The organism is Secundilactobacillus paracollinoides DSM 15502 = JCM 11969, assembly GCF_001311135.1.
Taxonomy (GTDB): Bacteria; Bacillota; Bacilli; order Lactobacillales; family Lactobacillaceae; genus Secundilactobacillus; species Secundilactobacillus paracollinoides.
Genome location: NZ_BBAG01000006.1, coordinates 41,460 through 60,999, shown reverse-complemented (window position 1 = coordinate 60,999; position 19,540 = coordinate 41,460). Strand labels below are relative to the sequence as shown.

Genomic DNA, 19,540 nt, shown 5'->3' with positions numbered 1-19,540 from the left:
TTAGCGTCAGGTATTCAACCCAACTATGCCTGACAGTGATGGCTGATCGGTGGTCATTAGGCTAAACGGTAACTTAATAAAACGGCATCGCCTCCTGTGAGGTGCGGTGCTGTTTTTTATTAGGCTGGTCACACTCACACAGCAAAAAAGATATTTATGCATTATAAAAGTGAATATTCAAAATTATGACTATCTATACCAATTATCGATTTATCAGTTATTATACAATTCTCGAATATTTCATGGTGGACAAACGCGTATTAATTCTTCATATCCGCATATCATTTTGGCATAGTTATCTTCATTTTCGGTCTTTAGCGCTTTTTCTCCTGTTAATACTGAAATGGAATAAGTCACAGTTTTTAAATAAAAATTCATTTTTATCCTTGACTAAGCCATTAAAAACAACTAAATTTAAGATTAATTAGTATTTGATTAGAATAAATACTATATCTAATTTATTTCTTATTTTACAGCCGGTTTGAAAGATGGTGAGTGGTGATATGGATCAAACGTACCAACGTTACTTTGAACAAGATGGCAACCGTTACCTGTACTACGACATCGCAGCCTACTTGGCGAATCGTGGCCAAAACGTTGCCACGTACCCCTATACAATTCGAATTCTCTTAGAAGAGGCTCTTCGGCGGGCAAGTCAGGAGCCAGACACCCAAACTGCCTTAGACGCTTTTGCGGACTGGGACAACAACCACGATAAGGACGTGGCGCACCAACCCGAACGTGTCATTCTCCAGGACTTTACCGGTGTGCCTGCACTGGTTGATCTGGCAGCGATGCGCGATGCTGTGGCAGCTGCTGGCGGTGACGTCGATGAGATCAACCCCGAAGTGCCCGTCCACCTTGTTGTTGATCACTCCGTTCAGGTCGACCTGGCCGGCACCAACGACGCCTTTGATGTCAACGTGCAAAAGGAATTTGCCCGTAATAAGGAACGCTACACCTTCCTAAAATGGGCGCAGAACAGCTTTAAGAACCTCACCGTCATTCCGCCTGATACCGGGATTATTCACCAGGTCAATCTGGAATATCTCGCATCCGTCATTCGCAGTCAAAAACAGGCTGACGGCACGATACTTGCCTTTCCTGACACCCTTGTCGGCACCGATTCACACACGACCATGATCAACGGCCTCGGTGTGCTTGGCTGGGGCGTTGGCGGCATCGAAGCCGAAGCCAGCATGCTGGGGCAAAAATCCACCATGCCGATGCCAACAGTGGTGGGCGTCAACCTGACCGGCCGCTTGCAACCCGGTGTCACCGCAACCGATCTCGCCTTAACGCTGACCCACCTCCTGCGGGAACATAACGTGGTCGGCAAGTTCGTTGAATTCTATGGTCAGGGTCTGGCCACTCTGCCACTTGCTTACCGGGCAACGATTGCCAACATGGCACCCGAGTATGGTGCCACCTGTGGCTACTTCCCAATTGATGACCAGACGTTAGCTTACCTGAAACTGACGAACCGGTCACAAACGTTAGTGGACCTCATTACCACCTACGCCAAACAAAACCAGCTCTTTGATGACGAAACCACACAGCGCCACTACACAGAAACAGACGCCCTTGACCTCAGCACGGTCACCAGCAGCGTCGCCGGACCAAACCGGCCGCAAGACACTGTCAGACTTGCCGAAATGCCCCATCAATTTGATGTCGCCGCGACATGCCAGCCTATCCAGTAACCGTTGCTGGGCAACAATTTGACCTGCGTCCGGGTTCACTCGGCATCGCCGCTATTACCAGCTGCACCAACACGTCCAACCCGCAAGTTCTGATTGCAGCTGGGCTCATTTGTAAAAAAGCCGTAGCGTTAGGACTTAAGGTTCCAGCGTACGTTAAAACGTCATTTGCACCCGGCTCCCGGGTCGTTTCTGACTACCTGAAGGCGGCTGGCCTGCAATCATACATGGACCAACTAGGGTTTAACCTGGTTGGCTACGGCTGCACGACCTGCATTGGCAACTCCGGCCAACTGGAACCTGAACTGCAGGCTAAGATTGCCAAAAATCCATATCCGCTGGCCGCTGTAGAAAGTGCCAACCGGAACTTTGAGGGTCGGGTCAACCCGCTGATCAAGGATACTTATTTAGCGTCACCGCCACTCGTCGTCATCTATGCGCTGGCCGGCACCTGCGACATCGACCTGACAACCACCCCCGTCGGCACCGACAAAAACGGCCATCCCGTTTATCTCAACGATCTGTGGCCAGACGATCAAACCATTGATACCCTGACTCAGACCTTTCTGAAACCTGAACAGTTTGCCGAAAACTACGCGTCAATTTTGAAACAAAATGCCACCTGGAATGCCCTGGAAGCCCCCACGACGAAAACGTATCAGTGGGATGCCCGATCCACCTACATTGCAGAACCGCCGTTTGCCAGCAATGCAGCGCAACCCAAGCAGCCGCATTTTACCAACATGCGCGTGTTAGCAAAGCTGGGCAGTTCCATCACGACCGACCATATTTCGCCGGCCGGTTCATCGGTGCCCGCACCCCCGCTGGCAAGTACCTGCTCAGTAAGGGTGTAGCAATCAAATCGTTTAACTCTTACGGCGCTCGTCGCGGCAACCACGAAGTCATGGTGCGCGGCACACTGGCCAACATCCGACTTCAAAATGAACTCTCGCCGGACAAGGTCGGCGGCTTCACGACCTACCTGCCCGAAAACAAAGAAACGACCATTTACGAGGCAGCCCAGGCCTACAAACGCACGGCGACGCCACTAGTCATTCTGGCCGGTAAAGACTATGGCATGGGGTCGTCTCGTGACTGGGCTGCTAAGGGTGTTCAACTCCTTGGCGTGAAGGCCATCATTGCGGAATCTTTTGAACGTATTCACCGCGCCAACCTCGTGATGATGGGCGTCATGCCGCTGCAATACAAACCGGGCCAAACGGCGGAGACGCTCGGGCTTGATGGGACCGAAACCTTTGACATCCAGGTCGATGGTCAGGCTGCCCACGTCACGGCGACAAAGGGGGATCACCAGACCACCTTCGACACTATCGTCCGGTTCGACACCCCTACCGACTGGACATACTACCAGCACGGTGGGATCCTCCCGCTGATCGTTCAAACCAAACTGTCGGTTGCGCCTGGCAGTCAGTCATTGTGAGGTGATCAAATGACATTACCAAAAGGATTGGCCGGCGTTGTTGTCGACCAAACAAAAATTAGTTCAACGAAAAACGCGATCCTGACCTACGCGGGCTACCGGATCGAAGACCTGGCCAGTGCACCGTTTGAAGAAGTCGTCTACCTCCTGTGGTACGGTCGACTGCCTGCAGCCGAAGACTTGCACACCTTCACGCGAACGCTGGTCGGTCACATGACGCTGCCGGACGAAACGCTGCGGTTGATGAACGAGATTGCCAAGGAACCGCAACATCCCATGAGTATTCTGCGGACCACCGTTTCATTACTCGGCACCACCAACAACGTCAAGCGCGATGATCCGCCCACCATTTTGGGCAAAATGCTGACCGCCATTGCGGCAATCATCCGCATCCGCGACGGCAAACCGTTGCTGCGCGCCCAACCGGATTGGTCAGTCGCCAAGAATTTTCTGTACTTATTTAGCGGCAACACGCCAACCGATGACCAGGCGGCCATGTTCAACACCGTGATGGTGCTGCACGCTGAGCATGAATTTAACGCCTCCACGTTTACCGCCCGGGTCGTTGCGTCAACGCAGTCTGACTACTACTCCTGCCTGACCGCCGCCGTTTGTGCCCTCAAAGGGCCGTTACATGGCGGTGCCAACGAACGAGTCTTCAACATGCTGGAAACCATTCGTGCCCAAGAACTCGCACCCGCCGAGTATCTCAAACAGGAACTCGCTGCTGGCCACAAGGTCATGGGGTTTGGCCACCGCATCTATAAAAATAGTGATCCCCGCGCAAAGATTTTACGCGGCATCGCTGAAAAATTAGCTGACCAAACGGGGAATCAAGACTATTATGACTTACAAGCAACACTAGCTGATTTCATGCTGAAAAATAAGCACCTGCACCCCAACGTCGACTATTACACCGCGCTGATCTACCACTGTTTAGGACTGGATAAGGCCACCTTTACCATGCTGTTCGCGGCCTGCCGGACAGCCGGGTGGCTCGCTCACATCCTTGAACAACAGCGCGAAGGTTGTTTGATCCGGCCGTCATCAGAATATGTCGGACCAACGAACCAACACTATCTTGAAAATCGGAGGCACCAAAATGACACCCAGCAAGATCACATTCAATTCGGGTAAGCTCAACGTACCCGATAATCCCATCATTCCGTTCATCGAAGGCGACGGTATCGGCCAGAGATCTGGGGCGCTGCCAAAACGGTATTTGACACCGCTGTTCAATCGGCGTATCAGGGCAGCAAGACCGTCTCCTGGCTGCCCTTACTCGCGGGCGAGGCAGCGTATCAAAAAACTGGCCAATGGCTGCCAGACGACACACTAGCCGCGTTAAAGGAAAACCGCGTCGGCATCAAAGGCCCGCTGACCACCCCCATCGGTCACGGTCACCGGTCAATTAACGTCACGCTCCGACAAAAACTCGACCTCTACGCCTGTTTTCGTCCCGTGACCTACTATCCAGGCACCCCCTCACCCGTTGTCCATCCTGAAAAGGTCAACATCGACGTCTTCCGCGAAAACACTGAAGACATTTACGCGGGCATCGACACCCCAGCCGGTTCCCCTGAAGCTAAGGAATGGCAAGCCCTCTTGGAAAAACAGGGTCAGCTCGACAAAGTCCGGTTCCCAGAGACGGCCGCCTACGCCATCAAGCCAATTTCTGAAGAAGGCACGACTCGCTTAGTGAAAGCAGCCTTAGATTACGCCCTGGCTAATGATAAACACATTGTGACCCTAGTCCACAAAGGCAACATCATGAAAAAGACCGAGGGCGCGTTTAAGCAGTGGGGCTACCAACTAGCCGACACCTACGACGAAACTTTCACAACGGCTGAATATGACCGGATTAAGGCAGCTGAGGCAGTGCTTCGGCAGACGCTGCCCTAGCTGAGGCCAAAACGACCGGCAAGGTGATCGTCAACGACGTCATCACGGACAACTTCTTTCAGCAAGTGCTCCTTTACCCCGAGCACTTCCAGGTCGTGGCCACGATGAACCTCAACGGCGACTATATTTCAGATGCCCTCGCTGCTCAGGTTGGCGGTATCGGGATCGCACCAGGTGGGAATTTAAACTACCAGACCGGCCACGCTCTCTTTGAAGCCACCCACGGGACCGCACCACAGTTTGCGGGCCAAAACAAACTCAATCCAACGTCTTTGATGCTATCGGGTGCCATGATGTTTGACTATCTGGCTGGACCCAAGCCGCCACCCTCATCCGTGATGGCATCAAACAAGCCATCGCCAGCCACCACGTTACGGAAGACTTCGCCCAAGACGACACAGCTACTGTGCTTGGGACGAGTCAGTTCGGCGACTATGTGGCGCGACTGATTGGTAAGGCATAACTCGTCTCACACCCTCTATAGACGTTTTTAAATCGCGAACTGTTTTAAAAAACCTCAGACTAATTTCTGGGGTTTTTGAGTGTTCTTTTTAACTTTTACAACAGAATGCAGGCCGATTGTCGTGAGCGTCCGCAAATTTAACAATTGGGCTAATCCCATATTATTCCCGCTTTCATCAGCCTTTGATTTTACAAAACCAGAAAAAAAGGTTAAACTTTTAGGGCAAATGAAGTATTCTTAAGTTTAGTAGTATATCATGTGGGGTTAGCTCGCACGTTCTTGATACTGGAGGTTTTTCACGTGAATAATCAGGAACCGCAATCGCGAATGCAACGCTACAATTTCAACACCGAGGACAACGATAAGCGTCCCAATCGCAAACGTCCCAAGAAGCTGCACCGGATCCGTCAGATCATCGTGAGTTTCTTGGTTATCTTAGCGCTTATTGTCGGCATCGGTGTTTGGCTCGCTAATCGCTCGACCAGTGTCGGTAACAACGACGACACAACGCAAGTTTCAAGTAGTAAAGATGATACATCAAAAAAGGACAGTGACAGTTCATCCGACGCCGATAGCGCCACAAGCTCATCGGCTAGTGATACACAGGATAACGACAACTCAACAGATACAACTAGTCAGGGCGGCACCCGTCAGGCACCAGCCTCAAGCCGCCACAGCTCAGACACTCAAACATCAGAATCAAATGTTCAGGACAGCGGGCAAACAGGTTCGACAAGCAAGAAGGCTTCGTCGCAATCCAAGACTTCATCTGATACTACTGCTAAATCATCGACATCTTCATCCAAAAAGTCATCGAAAGCAGCATCGTCTTCATCAACAGACAACGATGCTTCATCCTACAGTTTCAGCTCATCACACACCTTCTCGTCCATTTCTGACGCCAAGGCGTGGGCTTCAGCAACGAAGTCATCATGGCTAAAAGCAGGATACACCACCTATACGATTACTTCCGATGCTCAGGGTAACTACGTGTTACAGTTTACAAAGTAATCCCCGAAACAGGTTAATTCGACGCGCAAACCAGATTCTTGGTTTGTGCGTTTTTTTGTTTTCGAAATGTCAGTCATCTATCCGTTGCATTCCGCAATTTGGCACTCCGCTGTGGTGGCTCGCGACTGAGCTAACTCGATTTCTGCTGCGCAGCTCTCGAGTGGATCTCAGTCGTCTCGCATGTCACTAGGTGGCCGAAGTTCGCGTCCACCTAGTGACATCGGCACCACTGCTCCGTGCCAAATTGCTCCATTCCACTTACAGTGAGCTTACTTCTTAATCTGATTAAACATCGCAATAGTGTTAAACCAAGTTTGAAGAGAATCCGCCCTCGACTGCTATCAAGAACTGTAACAGCAATGCTTCTCACCATGTGGTCGTCGTTAACAGCGACAATTAATTAACAAATTTCATGGCACCACTTATTATGTTTGACTGCCTTTGCAAGTATTGGAGCGTAGTGGAACCGGTCGGCATTGCAGGCTGGTGGGTGTCAATGGTCGTTAGCGGCTGTTCGTTGGCCGGTTACTGCCACGAGAGACGTAGGAGATCCTTGAATTTCTGCTATAACCCCCCGGTGCGACTCCACCTCTGCCTGCAGAATCGACCGGTGGAACGAAGCGGCATTTTAAACCAAGTAACCAAAAAAGCCCAGAGAACAACACTACTCTCCAGACTTTTACATTATCAAATTTACTTTTCTCCCAAAAACCGCAACGCAAACTGCTCATAAAACTGCACACTCAACAAAAATTGATTGATGCTGATAAATTCGTTCACTTCATGGGACGTATTGCTACCGGGGCCGATCACGATCGTTTCAAACGGCAGCTTAGCCCGCCTAAATTCAGCACCATCGTTGGCCCCAGCGGATCCCACTGGCATGATTGGCCGGCCCATGACGCGCCGACCCACCTTTTGTGCTAACTTGACCATCGGCCGTCGACACGGCCAGGAACGGCCTCCTCCGGGTAACTGTACGTGATGCTTAACTGATACCCCGGTCGTTGGTTTAAGTGATCGATCAGCCCTCTAAGGCCTCGTAGATCACCTTATTGGGATACGCTGGCGTCGTTCGAATATTTGCTGCTAACCTGGCGTGATCGGGCACGCTGTTGATCTGTTCACCGCCGGAGATCATATCGACGTTATGAATGAGACCGCCTAAAATGGGATCCATCTTATTAAACGTCTTCATTAACGCCGTCACTTCGTTGTAAAACGCCAGTAAATGGTCGATCGCATTAATGCCCTTCTGCGGGTTAGCGCTATGGGCAGCCTTTCCTAGTGAGTCAACGTAGTAGTCAATGACCCCGCGCGAGGTATAGCTCAACTTTGTCATACCGCTGGGTTCAGCAATCACGAGCCCCGCTAAATGGTCCGCGTAACCGGCATCCGTCAGTTGAGCAGCGCCGTACTCACCGGTCTCCTCACCAACCGTTGCCAGTAACCGGATCGATCCAGTCGTCGGCTCGCCCTGTTCCAACATCTCAAGCATGGTAATGACCAGGGCAGCTAAACCGCTCTTCATGTCTGATGCCCCGCGACCGTACAACCGATCACCCTGGATCTCAGCCGCAAATGGGGCCACGTCCCACTCGTTCAGCTCGCCAGGTGCCACCACGTCCATGTGCCAGAAAATCCCAGTTGCGGGCCTGTCTGGGGATTGCCAATGGTCACGACCAGGTTATCGCGGCCCGGTGCGTACGTCACCGTCTCAACTGTGGCCCGCTTCCCGTATGGAGCAAACAATCCGGCAATATAGCGGGCAACGTCTGCCTCGTTTCCATTGACCGATTGGATCCGTATTAACTGTTGCAAAATCGCCACCATGGTCGTCGTTTCCATATTTGTCCCCTCAGTTCTTATCTTTTGTGTCCGTTAACTTTAGGATACCCTGTTTATCCTCTGGGAAGCAACTGAAACTCAGACAAAAATTGAATTACTTACGGTTTATTTCATCTTTGCTGTATAATATAGTAAAGATTCATGAAGGGGTTGTGTTTATGAAAATTGATATCCCAGTTACAAACGGCTATTTACCAGATAAATTTGGCAAGCACGCTGCCGATGAATTCAAACGCGATGGTGGGCCTATCCGGTCATTTCCGATCACCCTAACCGATGTTCCGGCCGGCACCAAAACGTTCGCTGTGACCATGATCGACCACGATGCGATTCCGGTCGGCGGCTTCACCTGGATTCACTGGGTCGCGGCCAACATCGATGGGTCACTCACTGTCATTCCTGAAAATGCGAGTCTTGATCCAGCCATTCAGATGACGTATGGCAAAAACTCACAGGGCGGCCACATGGTCAATAATCCTGACGAGGCGCTTGGTACCCACTACACGGGACCGATGCCGCCGGATAAAGACCATCGATATACCACTACAGTGTATGCCCTTGACGACCAGTTACCGTTGCAGGACGGGTTCTGGCTCAACGAACTGTGGGACGCCATGGAAGGCCACGTACTTGCCCAGGCAACCGAGGTTGTCCTGAGCCGCGTGTAATCGCGAAGAAAAGGGGATTGATCCAATGTTAAAATACCAAAATGTGTTGGTACCACTTGATACCTCATCGTTATCTGAACTGGCCTTAGCTAAGGCAGTTGCCGTCGCAAAACGAAACGACGCCCACCTCGACCTGCTCAGCGTCATTGATACGCAACGGTCATCATCCAGCTACTTTGGCTCGATGATGACCAGCGACCTCGTTGATAAACTGGTCGGAGATGCGACTAAATACTTAGATAACTTAGTAAAACAAATTAAAGACGACTACGGCTTGACCGATGTCGCTACCCACGTGCGGTTTGGGAATCCCAAGACGGTGATTTCCTTAGAATTCATCCACGACCATAAAAATGACTTGGTCATGATGGGCGCCACTGGCATGACGGCCATGGAACGGGTCCTGACCGGTTCCGTGACTGACTTTGTCACCCGCAACGCGCCGTGTGATGTGCTGGTCGTTCGGACGGATGTGGCGAATACGTCTACTTCGGATAAAACTAGTCCGTTCCGGAAAGAAACCGATAACAAGTAATCGATCAACGATGCCATTTAGACGCACTAGACGGCATCGTTTTTTAATGCCATTTTTTAACAATCACGGATTTTGACACGGTTGATTGTTTTTATTAAAATATAATGAGATAATTGTTAAGCTGGCCAATTTGATTTACAGGATGATTTTATTTTGGTGCGGTATGATTGTGGTCTTGGTGTGAGTTTAACTACTGGACTATGTGCTGTATTTGGCTCGGCATATTGCCGTGTTCTTTTACATACAGGCTTGATTGCCTGGTTGGTTTATTACTACCTGTCCGTTATTGATGGGATCATATTTCTTTTTTTACTTTGTATTACTGACACCCTTTTCGCGAGGTGTAGGCGTTCTATGTTCTGGCCGCCATCGTTGGACAGCTTTTCTATTTTATATTGCTGAAACGTGTTTCGCGAGGCAGAGGGCTACTGTATAAGTCACTCTGGCAAAAATTCAAGGTTCGGGCATTTCTGCCGAAAGTTGCTTATACTCCGCCCTCTAACCGCCCCTCTTCCGCACTCTCTTTCTCTTTTACATTGACTAAACGTGCTCCAGAAGGCAGGGGGCTACTATGTAAGTCACTCTGGCAAAAATGCCAGGTTCGGGCATTTCTGCCAGAGTGACTTACACTCCGCCCCCTAACCGCCTTCTTCCGCACTCTCTGGAGGTTCCCATGCAACCCACAAACAACAAAAAAATCGGCCTCTTTCCCCTTGTCATGCTTGCCCTTGGCTCCCTCATTGGGTCTGGGTGGCTCTTTGGTCCTGGGAAGCGACCAAAATTGCTGGACCCGCCGCCATTATTTCTTGGATCATTGGGGGCCTTATTATTGGCGCCATCGCTTACGACTACGTTGAAATCGGCGCCATGTTCCCCGAATCCGGCGGGATGAGCAAGTATGCGCAATACTCCCACGGCTCACTGCTGGGCTTCATTGCCGCCTGGGCCAACTGGGTCTCGCTGATCACGCTGATTCCCATCGAAGCCGTTGCCGCCGTGCAGTACATGAGTTCCTGGCCGTGGTCTTGGGCAAAATGGACGCACCACTTTCTTAGCGGCGGCGTCATCACAACATCCGGGCTCTTCGTCGTTTTCGGGTTCATTATTGTCTTTACCCTGTTGAATTTCTGGTCGGTCAAAGTGCTGACCCACTTCACCAGTCTGATTTCGGTCTTTAAAATCGGTGTGCCGTTACTGACCATTATCCTGTTGACCATGTCTGGTTTCCATCCCGCCAACTACGGGACGAACTGGCACCAGTTCATGCCCTATGGGTCGGCGCCGATCTTCACCGCGACCTCCGCTGCCGGGATCATCTTCTCCTTTGACGCCTTTCAAACGGTCATTAATATGGGAAGCGAGATTACGAATCCCCGGAAAAACATCGGTCGCGGGATCACGATTTCGCTGCTGATCAGCGGCATCATTTACATTATTTTACAGAGCACCTTCATTACGGCGATACCACCGGCAATGATTGCGAAATACGGCTGGCACGGCATCACATTTAACTCGCCGTTCGCTGACATGGCCATTCTGCTGGGCATTCACTGGCTGTCAGTGCTCCTCTACATGGACGCCTTTATCTCGCCGTTTGGGACGGGCGTCTCCTTCGTAGCATCCACCGCACGGGCGTTGTTTGCGATGGAAAGTAACCACCACATTCCCCGCTTTATCGGCAAGATCAATCCGAAGTACGGTATTCCGCGAGTTGCCACGCTGGCAGATACGGTGCTGAGCATGGTCATGGTGTCGGTCTTCCGGTCGTGGGCGGTGCTGGCGACGGTGCTGTCAACAGCGACCCTGATTGCTTACCTGACGGGACCGGTCACCGCGATGTCGTTGCGTAAAATGGGGCCAAAATTACATCGTCCGGTTCGGTTAAAACGACTGCCGTGGATTGCCCCCATCTCTTTTGTGTTGGCCTCACTAGCGACCTATTGGGCCATGTGGCCGACAACCGTTCAAGTGATCTTAGTCATTCTCTTGGGGCTGCCTTTCTACTTCTACTATGAATGGAAAAACGGCTTCGTGGCAACGCGGAAAGCCTTCAAAGCCAGTCTGTGGATGATTGGGTACCTGATTTTTATCTCAATCATGTCCTATATCGGCAGTAAACAGTTCAACGGTCAAAACTGGATCCCCTACCCGTTAGATTTCATCGTCATCATTTTGGCTTCCCTGGGCTTCTATTACTGGGGTATCAAGAGCTATGTTGTGACCGGTGATTACTATCGCGCCGAGGAACTGAATAAAAGTGTTGCGAATGAAGACTAGTAAAAAGCCTCCGAGAATTGAATTCTCGGAGACTTTTTTGATTGTCTTTATTGGCGCTTATACGCTTCTGGAAACCGATGGCTAATATCAGTGAACACACCATCAACACCCCAGTCAAACAGATGGTACGCCGCCTTAAGGGAATTAACTGTCCAAACATTCAGTTCAAAGCCAGCCTTTTTCAATTTTTCAACGCGTGCCCGTGTCAACCCGCGGACATCTGGATGAATGATTTTCGACCCAGTATCGGTCGCAATGGCAGCCCAATCCTGCTTGGACTGGGTACGTTTAAACAGCATCGCAGTCGGCGTATCTGCTTAGGGCCTTAAATTGCTTCAACATTGTCGCGTTAAAGCTCGACACAATGACCTGCGATTGCGGGGACACGCGCTTAAGTTCTTTAGCGAAGCCTTCAATCAAAGTTGTCGCCCGTTCATCCCCGCCTAGATAGGGTTTCAACTCAAAGTTCACGTTCAGCCATCGGCGTTGATCAAATCAATCAATTGCGGCAATGTCGGGATGCGCTGACCCGTAAATTCTGAGCCGAACCACGAACCCGCATCCGCCGTCTCAACTTCAGCCAGCGTGAGTTCATGAATGGCACCCTTCTTATCTGTCGTCCGGTCGATACTTTCATCGTGCAGAATCACGATCTGGCCGTCAGCAGTCAGATCCAAATCGGTTTCTAACCAATGTACCCCGGATTCCTTAACCTTATGAAACGCAGCCAGCGTGTTCTCTGGTGCGAGTTGTGACATTCCGCGGTGGGCAAAGACCCGCTTCGTAGATGGATCAAATGCTTGTTTTTTAATCATTAGCGAACGACCATCACTGAAATGGGTGCGTACTTAGCCATATAGGCCGCCTGCGAGCCAAACCGCTTCCGCAGGCCAGTCTTTGCGAGTGAACCAATAACGAGAAGGTCTGGTTTCAAAGCCGGAATGATCTCCTTAACGATCGTTTCACCGGGATCACCCTCGGACACCGCAGTATTCACCTTTTTAATACCAAAGCGAAGCGCTAACTGCCGGTATTCTTCCAAGTGTTTTTGGAGTTCGTCACGCTTGCCGTGCACAAAATCCTTGCTCAGGGCTTGATAAACGTTCATGTCTTCCGATTCTAAAATCGATGTAATGGTCAGTTCGGCGTCGTCACTTTTCGCCCGATTCATGGCGTAACGAAAGGCCAATTGGGCGTCGGGAGAATCATCGACCCCAACCAAAATATGGGTAAATTTCTTTGGATCCAATTCTGACACTGTAGATCAACTCGCTTCCTATGCCTAATTTGATGCCTAATTTGATGCCTGATCTAGTTGCGTCTATTTTAACATGGTGGCTGGGGAGAGTGAAGTAACAGAGTGTGGAAGGAAGCGGTTATGGAACGGAGTGTAAGCCAACTTTGGCAGAAATTCCCGAACTTGGAATTTGTGCCAAAGTTGGCTTACATGCAGTGCCTTGCTTCCTGGAACACGTTTCGCTACGTTGACAAGAAAGACACAAATATAGAGTTTAAAAAGAACCATAACCTCTAAATACTCGCATCACTTAATCATGACTAAAAAACAGAATAAACTTTTTTTACAACAAAATAACAACTAATGTCGACCCGCATCAATCCCTATAACACCGCATTTAAACGTATATCCTCTCTCTCCCGTAAATAAGCCAGTATGCAACAATGCCCACCACCAATCGTTTAATCTGCTTGCAGTTTAGGAAATTCTAGGTATACTGTAATAGGCTAAGGGGAACTGTTGGGGACATCCCGGCAGCATCATTACAAAGGAGCAGGCTTATGACTAGAACGGGGAAATTCCTAGGACTCATTGCGCTATTTGGCGCACTCTTTGGTGGATTCAGTGCAAGCTCTTCGGTGGCTCAGGCAAGTACATTGCCGGCAATGAAGATCAGTCAGCTTAGCTACCAATCAGCAACGAAGACACTTTCATTTAAGACAACGACCAAGGCAGCAGTCAGTAAGGTTGCTGTGGCTTACAACGGCAAAACAACCTATTATCCGGCTAAAAAGAACGGCACAGCGATTACCTACACATTCAGTGGCAACCATAACTTCAAAATTTATGGCACCACCAGTAAGAATGGTCGCTTGACTAAGGCCGCAACGATTACCAACCAGCAGTATGGCACTACCGACCCGTTGAACTATAACGAGAACCGCAGTGAAACGACTTTTACGCTCAACGTCACAACGTTGGGCGCGAACCGTACCGTTCGGCTTTACGGTGGTGATAAGTTGCTCGCCACCAAGACTACTGGTGCGAGTGGTAAAGCAACGTTTACCCTGACCTCAGGCGAGTATGCCAAATATGGCAAACGGCTTGGATACACGGTTCAGGCGAAGAATCGGAAAACTGCTGCTAAGATTGATGTAACCTATATGCCGCATGCTTCAGATATTGCGTTTAATGCTGTGGCTTAACAGTAGTTGGTTACAATAAATTGAATAAAAACAGCCTGATCTCGATTTGAGATTAGGCTGTTTTTTTGTATATTGTCGTTATTTGGGTGGATATTCTGGGTGACAAGTTGCTGTTTTGGCTTTCTATTTTACATAGACTAAACGAGTTACACGAGGCAAGGGGCGGCCATGTAAGGGACTCTGGCAAAAATGCCAAGTTCAGGCATTTCTGCCAGAGTCCCTTACATTCTGCCCCTTAACCGCCTCGTTCCACTCTCTATGCCCTTCCCTCAAAACGCCCTCAGCCACCTTACGTCGCTTAACAGACTGATTCAACATCAGTGCCAAAATCAACGAAATAAACGCAAACACCGCCGCACCAAGGCTGATCCATTTCAAACCGACGTGGCTCATCATCAACGAGGACGTCGCCGATCCCAGCGAAATGCCGAAGTTAAAGAAGATCGAATTCAGCGAGGATGCCAGCACGATTGATTGTGGATACTCGCGCTCAGCCACGTTTAAGAAGTGGATCTGAATCGGGGAATTTAAGATCGTAATGATCAGCGTCAAGATCAACAGGATTGCTAACCCAGCGACCTTGTTTCCCAATGCAAACGGTAACAGCGCCAACAGCACAATATCAGCCACGTAGAATCGCGGCATGTATCGTAACCCCTGATGTTCCGCAAGTGTCCCTGAAAGTCGATTGCTAATGATACTCATAATCCCGATAATAAACAGCAGCCAGTTCAGACTCGCCGTGCTGAATCCCAGCGCGGTAGTCAGCAGTGGCCGAATGTAAGTGTAATAGCCATACATCGCGGCGGCCGTAAACAGCACTAAGAAAACGGCAATATAAATTCGCCGGTCCTTTAATAAGGTCAGCTGACCGCCAACCGAGCTGGAAACCTGCGGCAAATTTCGCGGCAGAATAAAGATCAACAGCACAAACGTCAAAATGGTGATGATGGAGATCACGAAGAACGTATACCGCCAGCCATAGGTCATACTGATGGTCGTTCCTAATGGCACGCCAAACACCGACGCAATGCTGAACCCAGCAAAGATCCAGGACACTAGACTTGCCCGCTTATTCGCCGGCGCAATCGCGCTCGCAAACGTCATGATCAGTGAAATGATGGCGCCGGCGACCGTTGCCGTCAACATCCGTGCTAACATCATGGTCAAAAAGCTGGTCGCAAAACCGCTCAACGTATTGCCAATCAAAAAGATAATGATCAGCGTCAATAACGTTTTATACCGGCTGAACCGGCTCGTCAAAATGGTGACAAACGGCGTGCAAATCGCATACGTGGTGGCAAAAATCGTCACCAGATACCCCATTGTTGCCACCGGCGTGCCAAACGACTTAGCCATGTCCGATAGAATGCCGACAACGATAAACTCATTACATCCCAACATAAACGCCACTAAAACAAAAATAATAGCTTGAATCCGATACTTACTCATAGCGCCTCCCTTTTGACACGTTTCCTACTTAATAGCCTAAAACACGGTTGCGTTTAAGACCCTAATTCACACTAATATGACCCTAGTGCACAGCTCACGAATTGGGCTGATTGCCACCAAGTATCGGATGCCCGACCACAGCAAAATCGCACCCAGGACACCACCGAGGACGTCCGTTGGAAAATGCACCTGCAGATAGAGTCTTGAAAACCCGACCAGGAGCACCCACAGTATCAAAACAACCGTGGCTGTCCACCGTAGCCATTTTCGGTGCCACTGAGTCACAAACAACGTCCAAATCACAAGTGCCACCAACGTCGTGCCCAGGGTGTGCCCGCTAGGAAAACTGTAGCCGCCCGTCGGTAAAATTTGATGCAACGGCCGTGGTCGTTTCACGATCGACTTGATCACCGAATAAAACCCGTCACCCATTAAAATGGTCGCCACTGCGATACCGCCTTGCCAAGCTGCCGGCGAAGCACTAAGATCACCGCGATCACTAGCGTCTCGATCAGCGTGGCTGTTGGCCCGCCAGTGTTCGTAATGCCCGTGATCACCCTAGTGTGCTGCGTAGTTTTAAATGCTCTGATAGCATTCAAAATGTCCTGGTCCAGCCCATGGGTCACCCCCGCTGCGACTAGACCCATAAGCACCAGAAAGCAGACCGCGCTAACGATCAAACACCATTCCCAGCGTTGCCGTACTTGTCGTCTCACCTGACCATGTCTCCTTCACTAATCCGTAGGTAATAAAAACCGTTGTGTGACCTGGGTCAACGTCGCATGGAGCGGTGCTTGAAGTTCCTCGCCGTCCACTTGAATGTGCTCGCCAGCCTCGGTCTCAAAATGAAATTCTGGCCCTTGATAATGGTGAATTTGCGGCACATCTGGCTTCTTTTTTAGCAACGCCACGAGCGCTTGCCCAATCACCTGCCATTTTTCCTTATGCACGATCACGAGGTGCAAAGCACTGCGGTCGTCATCTTCTGGCATGATCAACCGCACGCCGCCGCCTAAAAACGGGTGGTTCGTGAAGACACACAAATACGACCGGTCATCGTGATGGTCAAGCGCCCACTGGCCCCAACTTGCCGTGAAGGCTTTTTGATGCATCAGCGCCGTCGCAAAGTGTAACGGGTATGACAAACTGCCTAATTTTAGTTTATTCATCAGATTTTTTGACCGTGAATGGTTCGTTGCGTAAACGACCAGTGCATCAATGCCGATGCCGAAATTATTAATGAAATACTTCGTGTCGAACTCCTTGGCGCTGACCCGGCCAACGTTCACGCCACGCGGTTCCGCTGTTGCGAGGCTCGCAGCCGCTTTTTGATACGTCAACGGGATATGGTTGGCACGCGCAAAATCGTTTCCCGTTCCCGTCGGAATGTAACCGATCGGCACCTGGCCCTGGCCCATCTCCTGCAAGCCGTTCACCACGTCATGCAACGTCCCGTCACCGCCGACCACGATCACCTGCAGATCTGCCAAATGGTCGCGGTAATCGCGCACCAGTTGTTTAACGATCAGATTTGCGTCCCCCGGTTGATGCGTCTGATGCTCATGGTACGCCGTCAAATTAGCCGTGATCATTGTGATCAGCTGTGGCATTTGTTTCGCTAATCTGGCGTTGCCCGCATCCTTATTAATGATTAATTCCCCAACAATCGAAATGACGATCAGCTCCCTCAAAAATAGTCTACTCACATGTTACCAGAAAATTCGCGGAATTGGGTCAGATTTAACGCCGAAAACGCGCTGGTAGCGCAATCTTTTTCCAAGTTGCCATAATAGCGCTTTATTTTTTCACATTCCAGATGCGAAAACCGCAATAAATGGCTTATAATGGAATGCAGGCTCAATTTTGGGGGAATGATTCAGATGAGACATCACCGGATAAAACACGTCATCATGGCGGTTATCATGCTAATTGCTTTTAGTTTACCGTTTCAAACTTCTGGTTACATATCAGCCGCTACCAACCCCACCATTACCCTTGGTGTATTTCGCAGTCAGGCAGTGTCAACGTCACTTGTCAGCACATCTTCAGTATCCGCGCCGATCACCTTCACCAGTACTGATCACCGGTTAGCACAGCAGGGCAGCCAAGAGTCCGCCCTGCTGATCACCAGTCCGACGACCCAGCCAGTTAGACACCCGTTTCCACTGATCACTAAGGACACGGTGCCAATGGTGGCGCTCGTTTTGCTTGTCCTTATCTTTTCTTGGACAAGTATCGGCGGCAATGAAGTCGTGGCGCTGATGCTTAAAAAATGGCACCACCAGAGACCTTCTTAGCCGACAGGTATATCGAAAAGTGATAAACTGGGGCAACAGCGAGTCATACTGTCACCTAAAGGACACATCGTATTAAAGTGAGGTTTGAACTAATATGATCCTAGAACGTCAAAATTTCATGAGTATTCCAAAGACAAACGATAACATCAAGCGCGCAATTGGCACGGATAATGTCAAACAACTCCAAGAGTTGGGCATCATTTACCAACTTGGTCAATCTGGTGTTAACGAGGTCGGTACAAAACTGGAAAACCTTGACACGGAATTTCAAATCAAGCACGATCATAATCCGATCCACCACATGGAAGAACGGATGAAGGATGTGCAAAGTTTGTTTAAGAAACTGAAGCGCAAGAATCTTGAGCTTTCAGCGCAGAGCGTTCGGGATAACATTTACGATATCGCCGGCATCCGTGTCATCACCAATTATCTGGATGACGTGTACCAGATTGAACGGATGCTGTTACAGCAGTCAGACATTACGCTGACTCGCCGCAAAGACTATATTCGGCACCCGAAGGAAAGCGGCTACCGGTCACTGCACGTTGTCGTTTCTGTACCGGTATACCAGTCGGACGGTGCGCATGATATCCCCGTTGAGATTCAGATTCGCACGGTTGGGATGGACATGTGGGCCAGTCTTGAACATAAGTTGCGCTATAAAACAGATACCAATCCTGAGTTGGTCGATAAGTATGCGGATCAGATCAAGGGGTTTTCGGATGAGATCACTTCGATTGAAGAACGGATGCAGACGATTTATCAGGATTTGAATGATGCAGATACTAAGTGATTTTTAGGACAGCAAAAAACGGTCATGATCCAGGTTTGAGGATCTGACCGTTTTTTTTGCTTTTTTGAGGTCTTGATTGTGTGCTTTCTTGGCTCATTGTCGAAACGTGTTCCGCAAGGCAAGGGTCGGCAATGTAACGGACTCTGGCAAAAATGCCAAGTTCAGGCATTTCTGCCAGAGTCCGTTACATTCTGCCCCTTAACCGCCTTGCGCCACACTCTATTGCCGTTCAAGACTGGCTAATACTGGTTTGAGATACTGCTCTTCCGCCTGTTTTCTTGCCTTGATAGCATCGCTGCGCTCCTTGAAAATGGAGTTTAGCACTAGATGTCCCTTAACATAGAGTCTGGCAACCCAAACATCACGACCCTTTTCGTAGCTGACGCCAATCACGCCGCTGCGATTGGTCTGTCGGCGCTTGGTCATGGCTAACACATTTGTGCCGTCAACGATACCTAATGACGCGGTGTTGCCAATATGGTTACGGAAAGCCTCGTTCTTCGCACAATTTTCCTTTGACTGTGCGCGTCGCAAGCATCCGCAACTTCTGGTCACACCCGTTTTTAGATTATACGCATCAACCACACATGACTGACCGCATGTACACTGGCACTGCCAAAGTGCATTCCCATTCGGTCGTTTACCGACCTTTTTGATGGCAGTTAACCGGCCGTAATGATTGCCTGTTAGATCAATTGTTTTCATTCTCGC

Annotated in this window: 18 protein-coding genes and 4 pseudogenes; 10 read left to right on the top strand and 12 right to left on the bottom strand. The window is 49.9% G+C overall.

The annotated features are described in order from the left end of the window. Window positions 1-503 precede the first annotated feature (503 nt). From acnA to JCM11969_RS04060, 4 genes and pseudogenes are all read left to right on the top strand, one after another. Window positions 504-3,141: pseudogene (acnA, locus tag JCM11969_RS04075) on the top strand (aconitate hydratase AcnA). A gap of 9 nt (window positions 3,142-3,150) precedes the next feature. Further along, window positions 3,151-4,278 carry a citrate/2-methylcitrate synthase gene (locus tag JCM11969_RS04070; protein ID WP_054708567.1) on the top strand — a complete coding sequence of 376 codons (1,128 nt, stop codon included), beginning with the start codon at window positions 3,151-3,153 and terminating at the stop codon, window positions 4,276-4,278. Further along, window positions 4,244-5,506: pseudogene (gene icd / locus JCM11969_RS04065) on the top strand (NADP-dependent isocitrate dehydrogenase). Before JCM11969_RS04070 ends, icd begins: the two are co-directional and overlap by 35 nt. Window positions 5,507-5,806: 300 nt before the next feature. Continuing rightward, complete coding sequence (locus tag JCM11969_RS04060; RefSeq protein WP_054708563.1) at window positions 5,807-6,517, top strand: hypothetical protein; 711 nt, start codon at window positions 5,807-5,809, stop codon at window positions 6,515-6,517. A 693-nt stretch (window positions 6,518-7,210) separates the two neighbouring features. Here JCM11969_RS04060 and JCM11969_RS19660 read toward each other — a convergent pair. From JCM11969_RS19660 to JCM11969_RS19650, 3 genes and pseudogenes are all read right to left on the bottom strand, one after another. Continuing rightward, window positions 7,211-7,477, bottom strand: a pseudogene (locus JCM11969_RS19660) (M20/M25/M40 family metallo-hydrolase); the annotation flags it as partial. 64 nt (window positions 7,478-7,541) lie between these two features. Beyond that, complete coding sequence (locus JCM11969_RS19655; protein ID WP_263850004.1) at window positions 7,542-8,147, bottom strand: M20/M25/M40 family metallo-hydrolase; 606 nt, start codon at window positions 8,145-8,147, stop codon at window positions 7,542-7,544. Next, window positions 8,120-8,365: a hypothetical protein gene (locus JCM11969_RS19650; protein ID WP_263850003.1), complete on the bottom strand. Its 246-nt coding sequence runs from the start codon at window positions 8,363-8,365 to the stop codon at window positions 8,120-8,122. Before JCM11969_RS19650 ends, JCM11969_RS19655 begins: the two co-directional genes overlap by 28 nt. Window positions 8,366-8,523: 158 nt before the next feature. On the opposite strand from JCM11969_RS19650, the gene JCM11969_RS04050 reads away from it, so the two are divergent. From JCM11969_RS04050 to JCM11969_RS04040, 3 genes and pseudogenes are all read left to right on the top strand, one after another. After that, window positions 8,524-9,033, top strand: a complete 510-nt coding sequence (locus JCM11969_RS04050) for a YbhB/YbcL family Raf kinase inhibitor-like protein (protein WP_054708560.1) — start codon at window positions 8,524-8,526, stop codon at window positions 9,031-9,033. 25 nt (window positions 9,034-9,058) lie between these two features. After that, entirely contained in the window at window positions 9,059-9,568 is a 510-nt protein-coding gene (locus JCM11969_RS04045; RefSeq protein ID WP_054708557.1) for a universal stress protein, read from the top strand. Window positions 9,569-10,241: 673 nt separating this feature from the next. Further along, window positions 10,242-11,845: pseudogene (locus JCM11969_RS04040) on the top strand (APC family permease). 47 nt (window positions 11,846-11,892) lie between these two features. On the opposite strand, the gene JCM11969_RS04035 reads toward JCM11969_RS04040, so the two are convergent. Genes JCM11969_RS04035 through JCM11969_RS04020 form a run of 4 tightly spaced genes read right to left on the bottom strand, consistent with a single transcriptional unit; the run spans window position 11,893 to window position 13,103 of the window. Next, entirely contained in the window at window positions 11,893-12,144 is a 252-nt protein-coding gene (locus JCM11969_RS04035) for a glycerophosphodiester phosphodiesterase family protein (protein ID WP_054708554.1), read from the bottom strand. Next, window positions 12,134-12,316 (bottom strand): PI-PLC domain-containing protein, encoded by a 183-nt coding sequence (locus tag JCM11969_RS04030; protein WP_054708550.1) that lies wholly within the window; start codon window positions 12,314-12,316, stop codon window positions 12,134-12,136. Before JCM11969_RS04030 ends, JCM11969_RS04035 begins: the two co-directional genes overlap by 11 nt. Window positions 12,317-12,318: 2 nt before the next feature. Further along, the gene (locus tag JCM11969_RS04025) at window positions 12,319-12,660 is read right to left on the bottom strand and encodes a glycerophosphodiester phosphodiesterase family protein (RefSeq protein WP_054708547.1); all 342 of its coding nucleotides are present in this window, start codon (window positions 12,658-12,660) and stop codon (window positions 12,319-12,321) included. After that, window positions 12,660-13,103, bottom strand: a complete 444-nt coding sequence (locus JCM11969_RS04020) for a universal stress protein (RefSeq protein ID WP_054708544.1) — start codon at window positions 13,101-13,103, stop codon at window positions 12,660-12,662. The genes JCM11969_RS04025 and JCM11969_RS04020 overlap by 1 nt, the downstream gene beginning before the upstream one ends. Window positions 13,104-13,642: 539 nt before the next feature. On the opposite strand from JCM11969_RS04020, the gene JCM11969_RS04015 reads away from it, so the two are divergent. Beyond that, complete coding sequence (locus tag JCM11969_RS04015) at window positions 13,643-14,287, top strand: hypothetical protein (protein ID WP_054708541.1); 645 nt, start codon at window positions 13,643-13,645, stop codon at window positions 14,285-14,287. Between the two features lie 198 nt (window positions 14,288-14,485). On the opposite strand, the gene JCM11969_RS04010 is transcribed toward JCM11969_RS04015, so the two are convergent. From JCM11969_RS04010 to JCM11969_RS03995, 4 genes are all read right to left on the bottom strand, one after another. Beyond that, window positions 14,486-15,739: an MFS transporter gene (locus tag JCM11969_RS04010; RefSeq protein ID WP_082409174.1), complete on the bottom strand. Its 1,254-nt coding sequence runs from the start codon at window positions 15,737-15,739 to the stop codon at window positions 14,486-14,488. Between the two features lie 66 nt (window positions 15,740-15,805). Then, on the bottom strand, window positions 15,806-16,186 hold the full coding sequence (locus JCM11969_RS04005; RefSeq protein WP_054708538.1) for a phosphatase PAP2 family protein: 381 nt from the start codon (window positions 16,184-16,186) through the stop codon (window positions 15,806-15,808). Beyond that, window positions 16,171-16,455, bottom strand: a complete 285-nt coding sequence (locus JCM11969_RS04000; protein ID WP_054708535.1) for a hypothetical protein — start codon at window positions 16,453-16,455, stop codon at window positions 16,171-16,173. Before JCM11969_RS04000 ends, JCM11969_RS04005 begins: the two co-directional genes overlap by 16 nt. Window positions 16,456-16,473: 18 nt before the next feature. Next, the gene (locus JCM11969_RS03995) at window positions 16,474-17,430 is read right to left on the bottom strand and encodes a diacylglycerol/lipid kinase family protein (RefSeq protein ID WP_225353124.1); all 957 of its coding nucleotides are present in this window, start codon (window positions 17,428-17,430) and stop codon (window positions 16,474-16,476) included. A gap of 180 nt (window positions 17,431-17,610) precedes the next feature. On the opposite strand from JCM11969_RS03995, the gene JCM11969_RS03990 reads away from it, so the two are divergent. After that, window positions 17,611-18,036 (top strand): hypothetical protein, encoded by a 426-nt coding sequence (locus tag JCM11969_RS03990; protein WP_156319250.1) that lies wholly within the window; start codon window positions 17,611-17,613, stop codon window positions 18,034-18,036. A 94-nt stretch (window positions 18,037-18,130) separates the two neighbouring features. Next, a complete protein-coding gene (locus tag JCM11969_RS03985; RefSeq protein ID WP_054708529.1) occupies window positions 18,131-18,829 on the top strand; it encodes a GTP pyrophosphokinase in 699 nt (232 codons plus the stop codon). A gap of 219 nt (window positions 18,830-19,048) precedes the next feature. Here the strand turns inward: JCM11969_RS03985 and JCM11969_RS03980 are convergent, their stop codons facing one another. Next, a complete protein-coding gene (locus JCM11969_RS03980; protein ID WP_054708526.1) occupies window positions 19,049-19,534 on the bottom strand; it encodes a hypothetical protein in 486 nt (161 codons plus the stop codon). Between the last annotated feature and the right edge of the window lie 6 nt (window positions 19,535-19,540).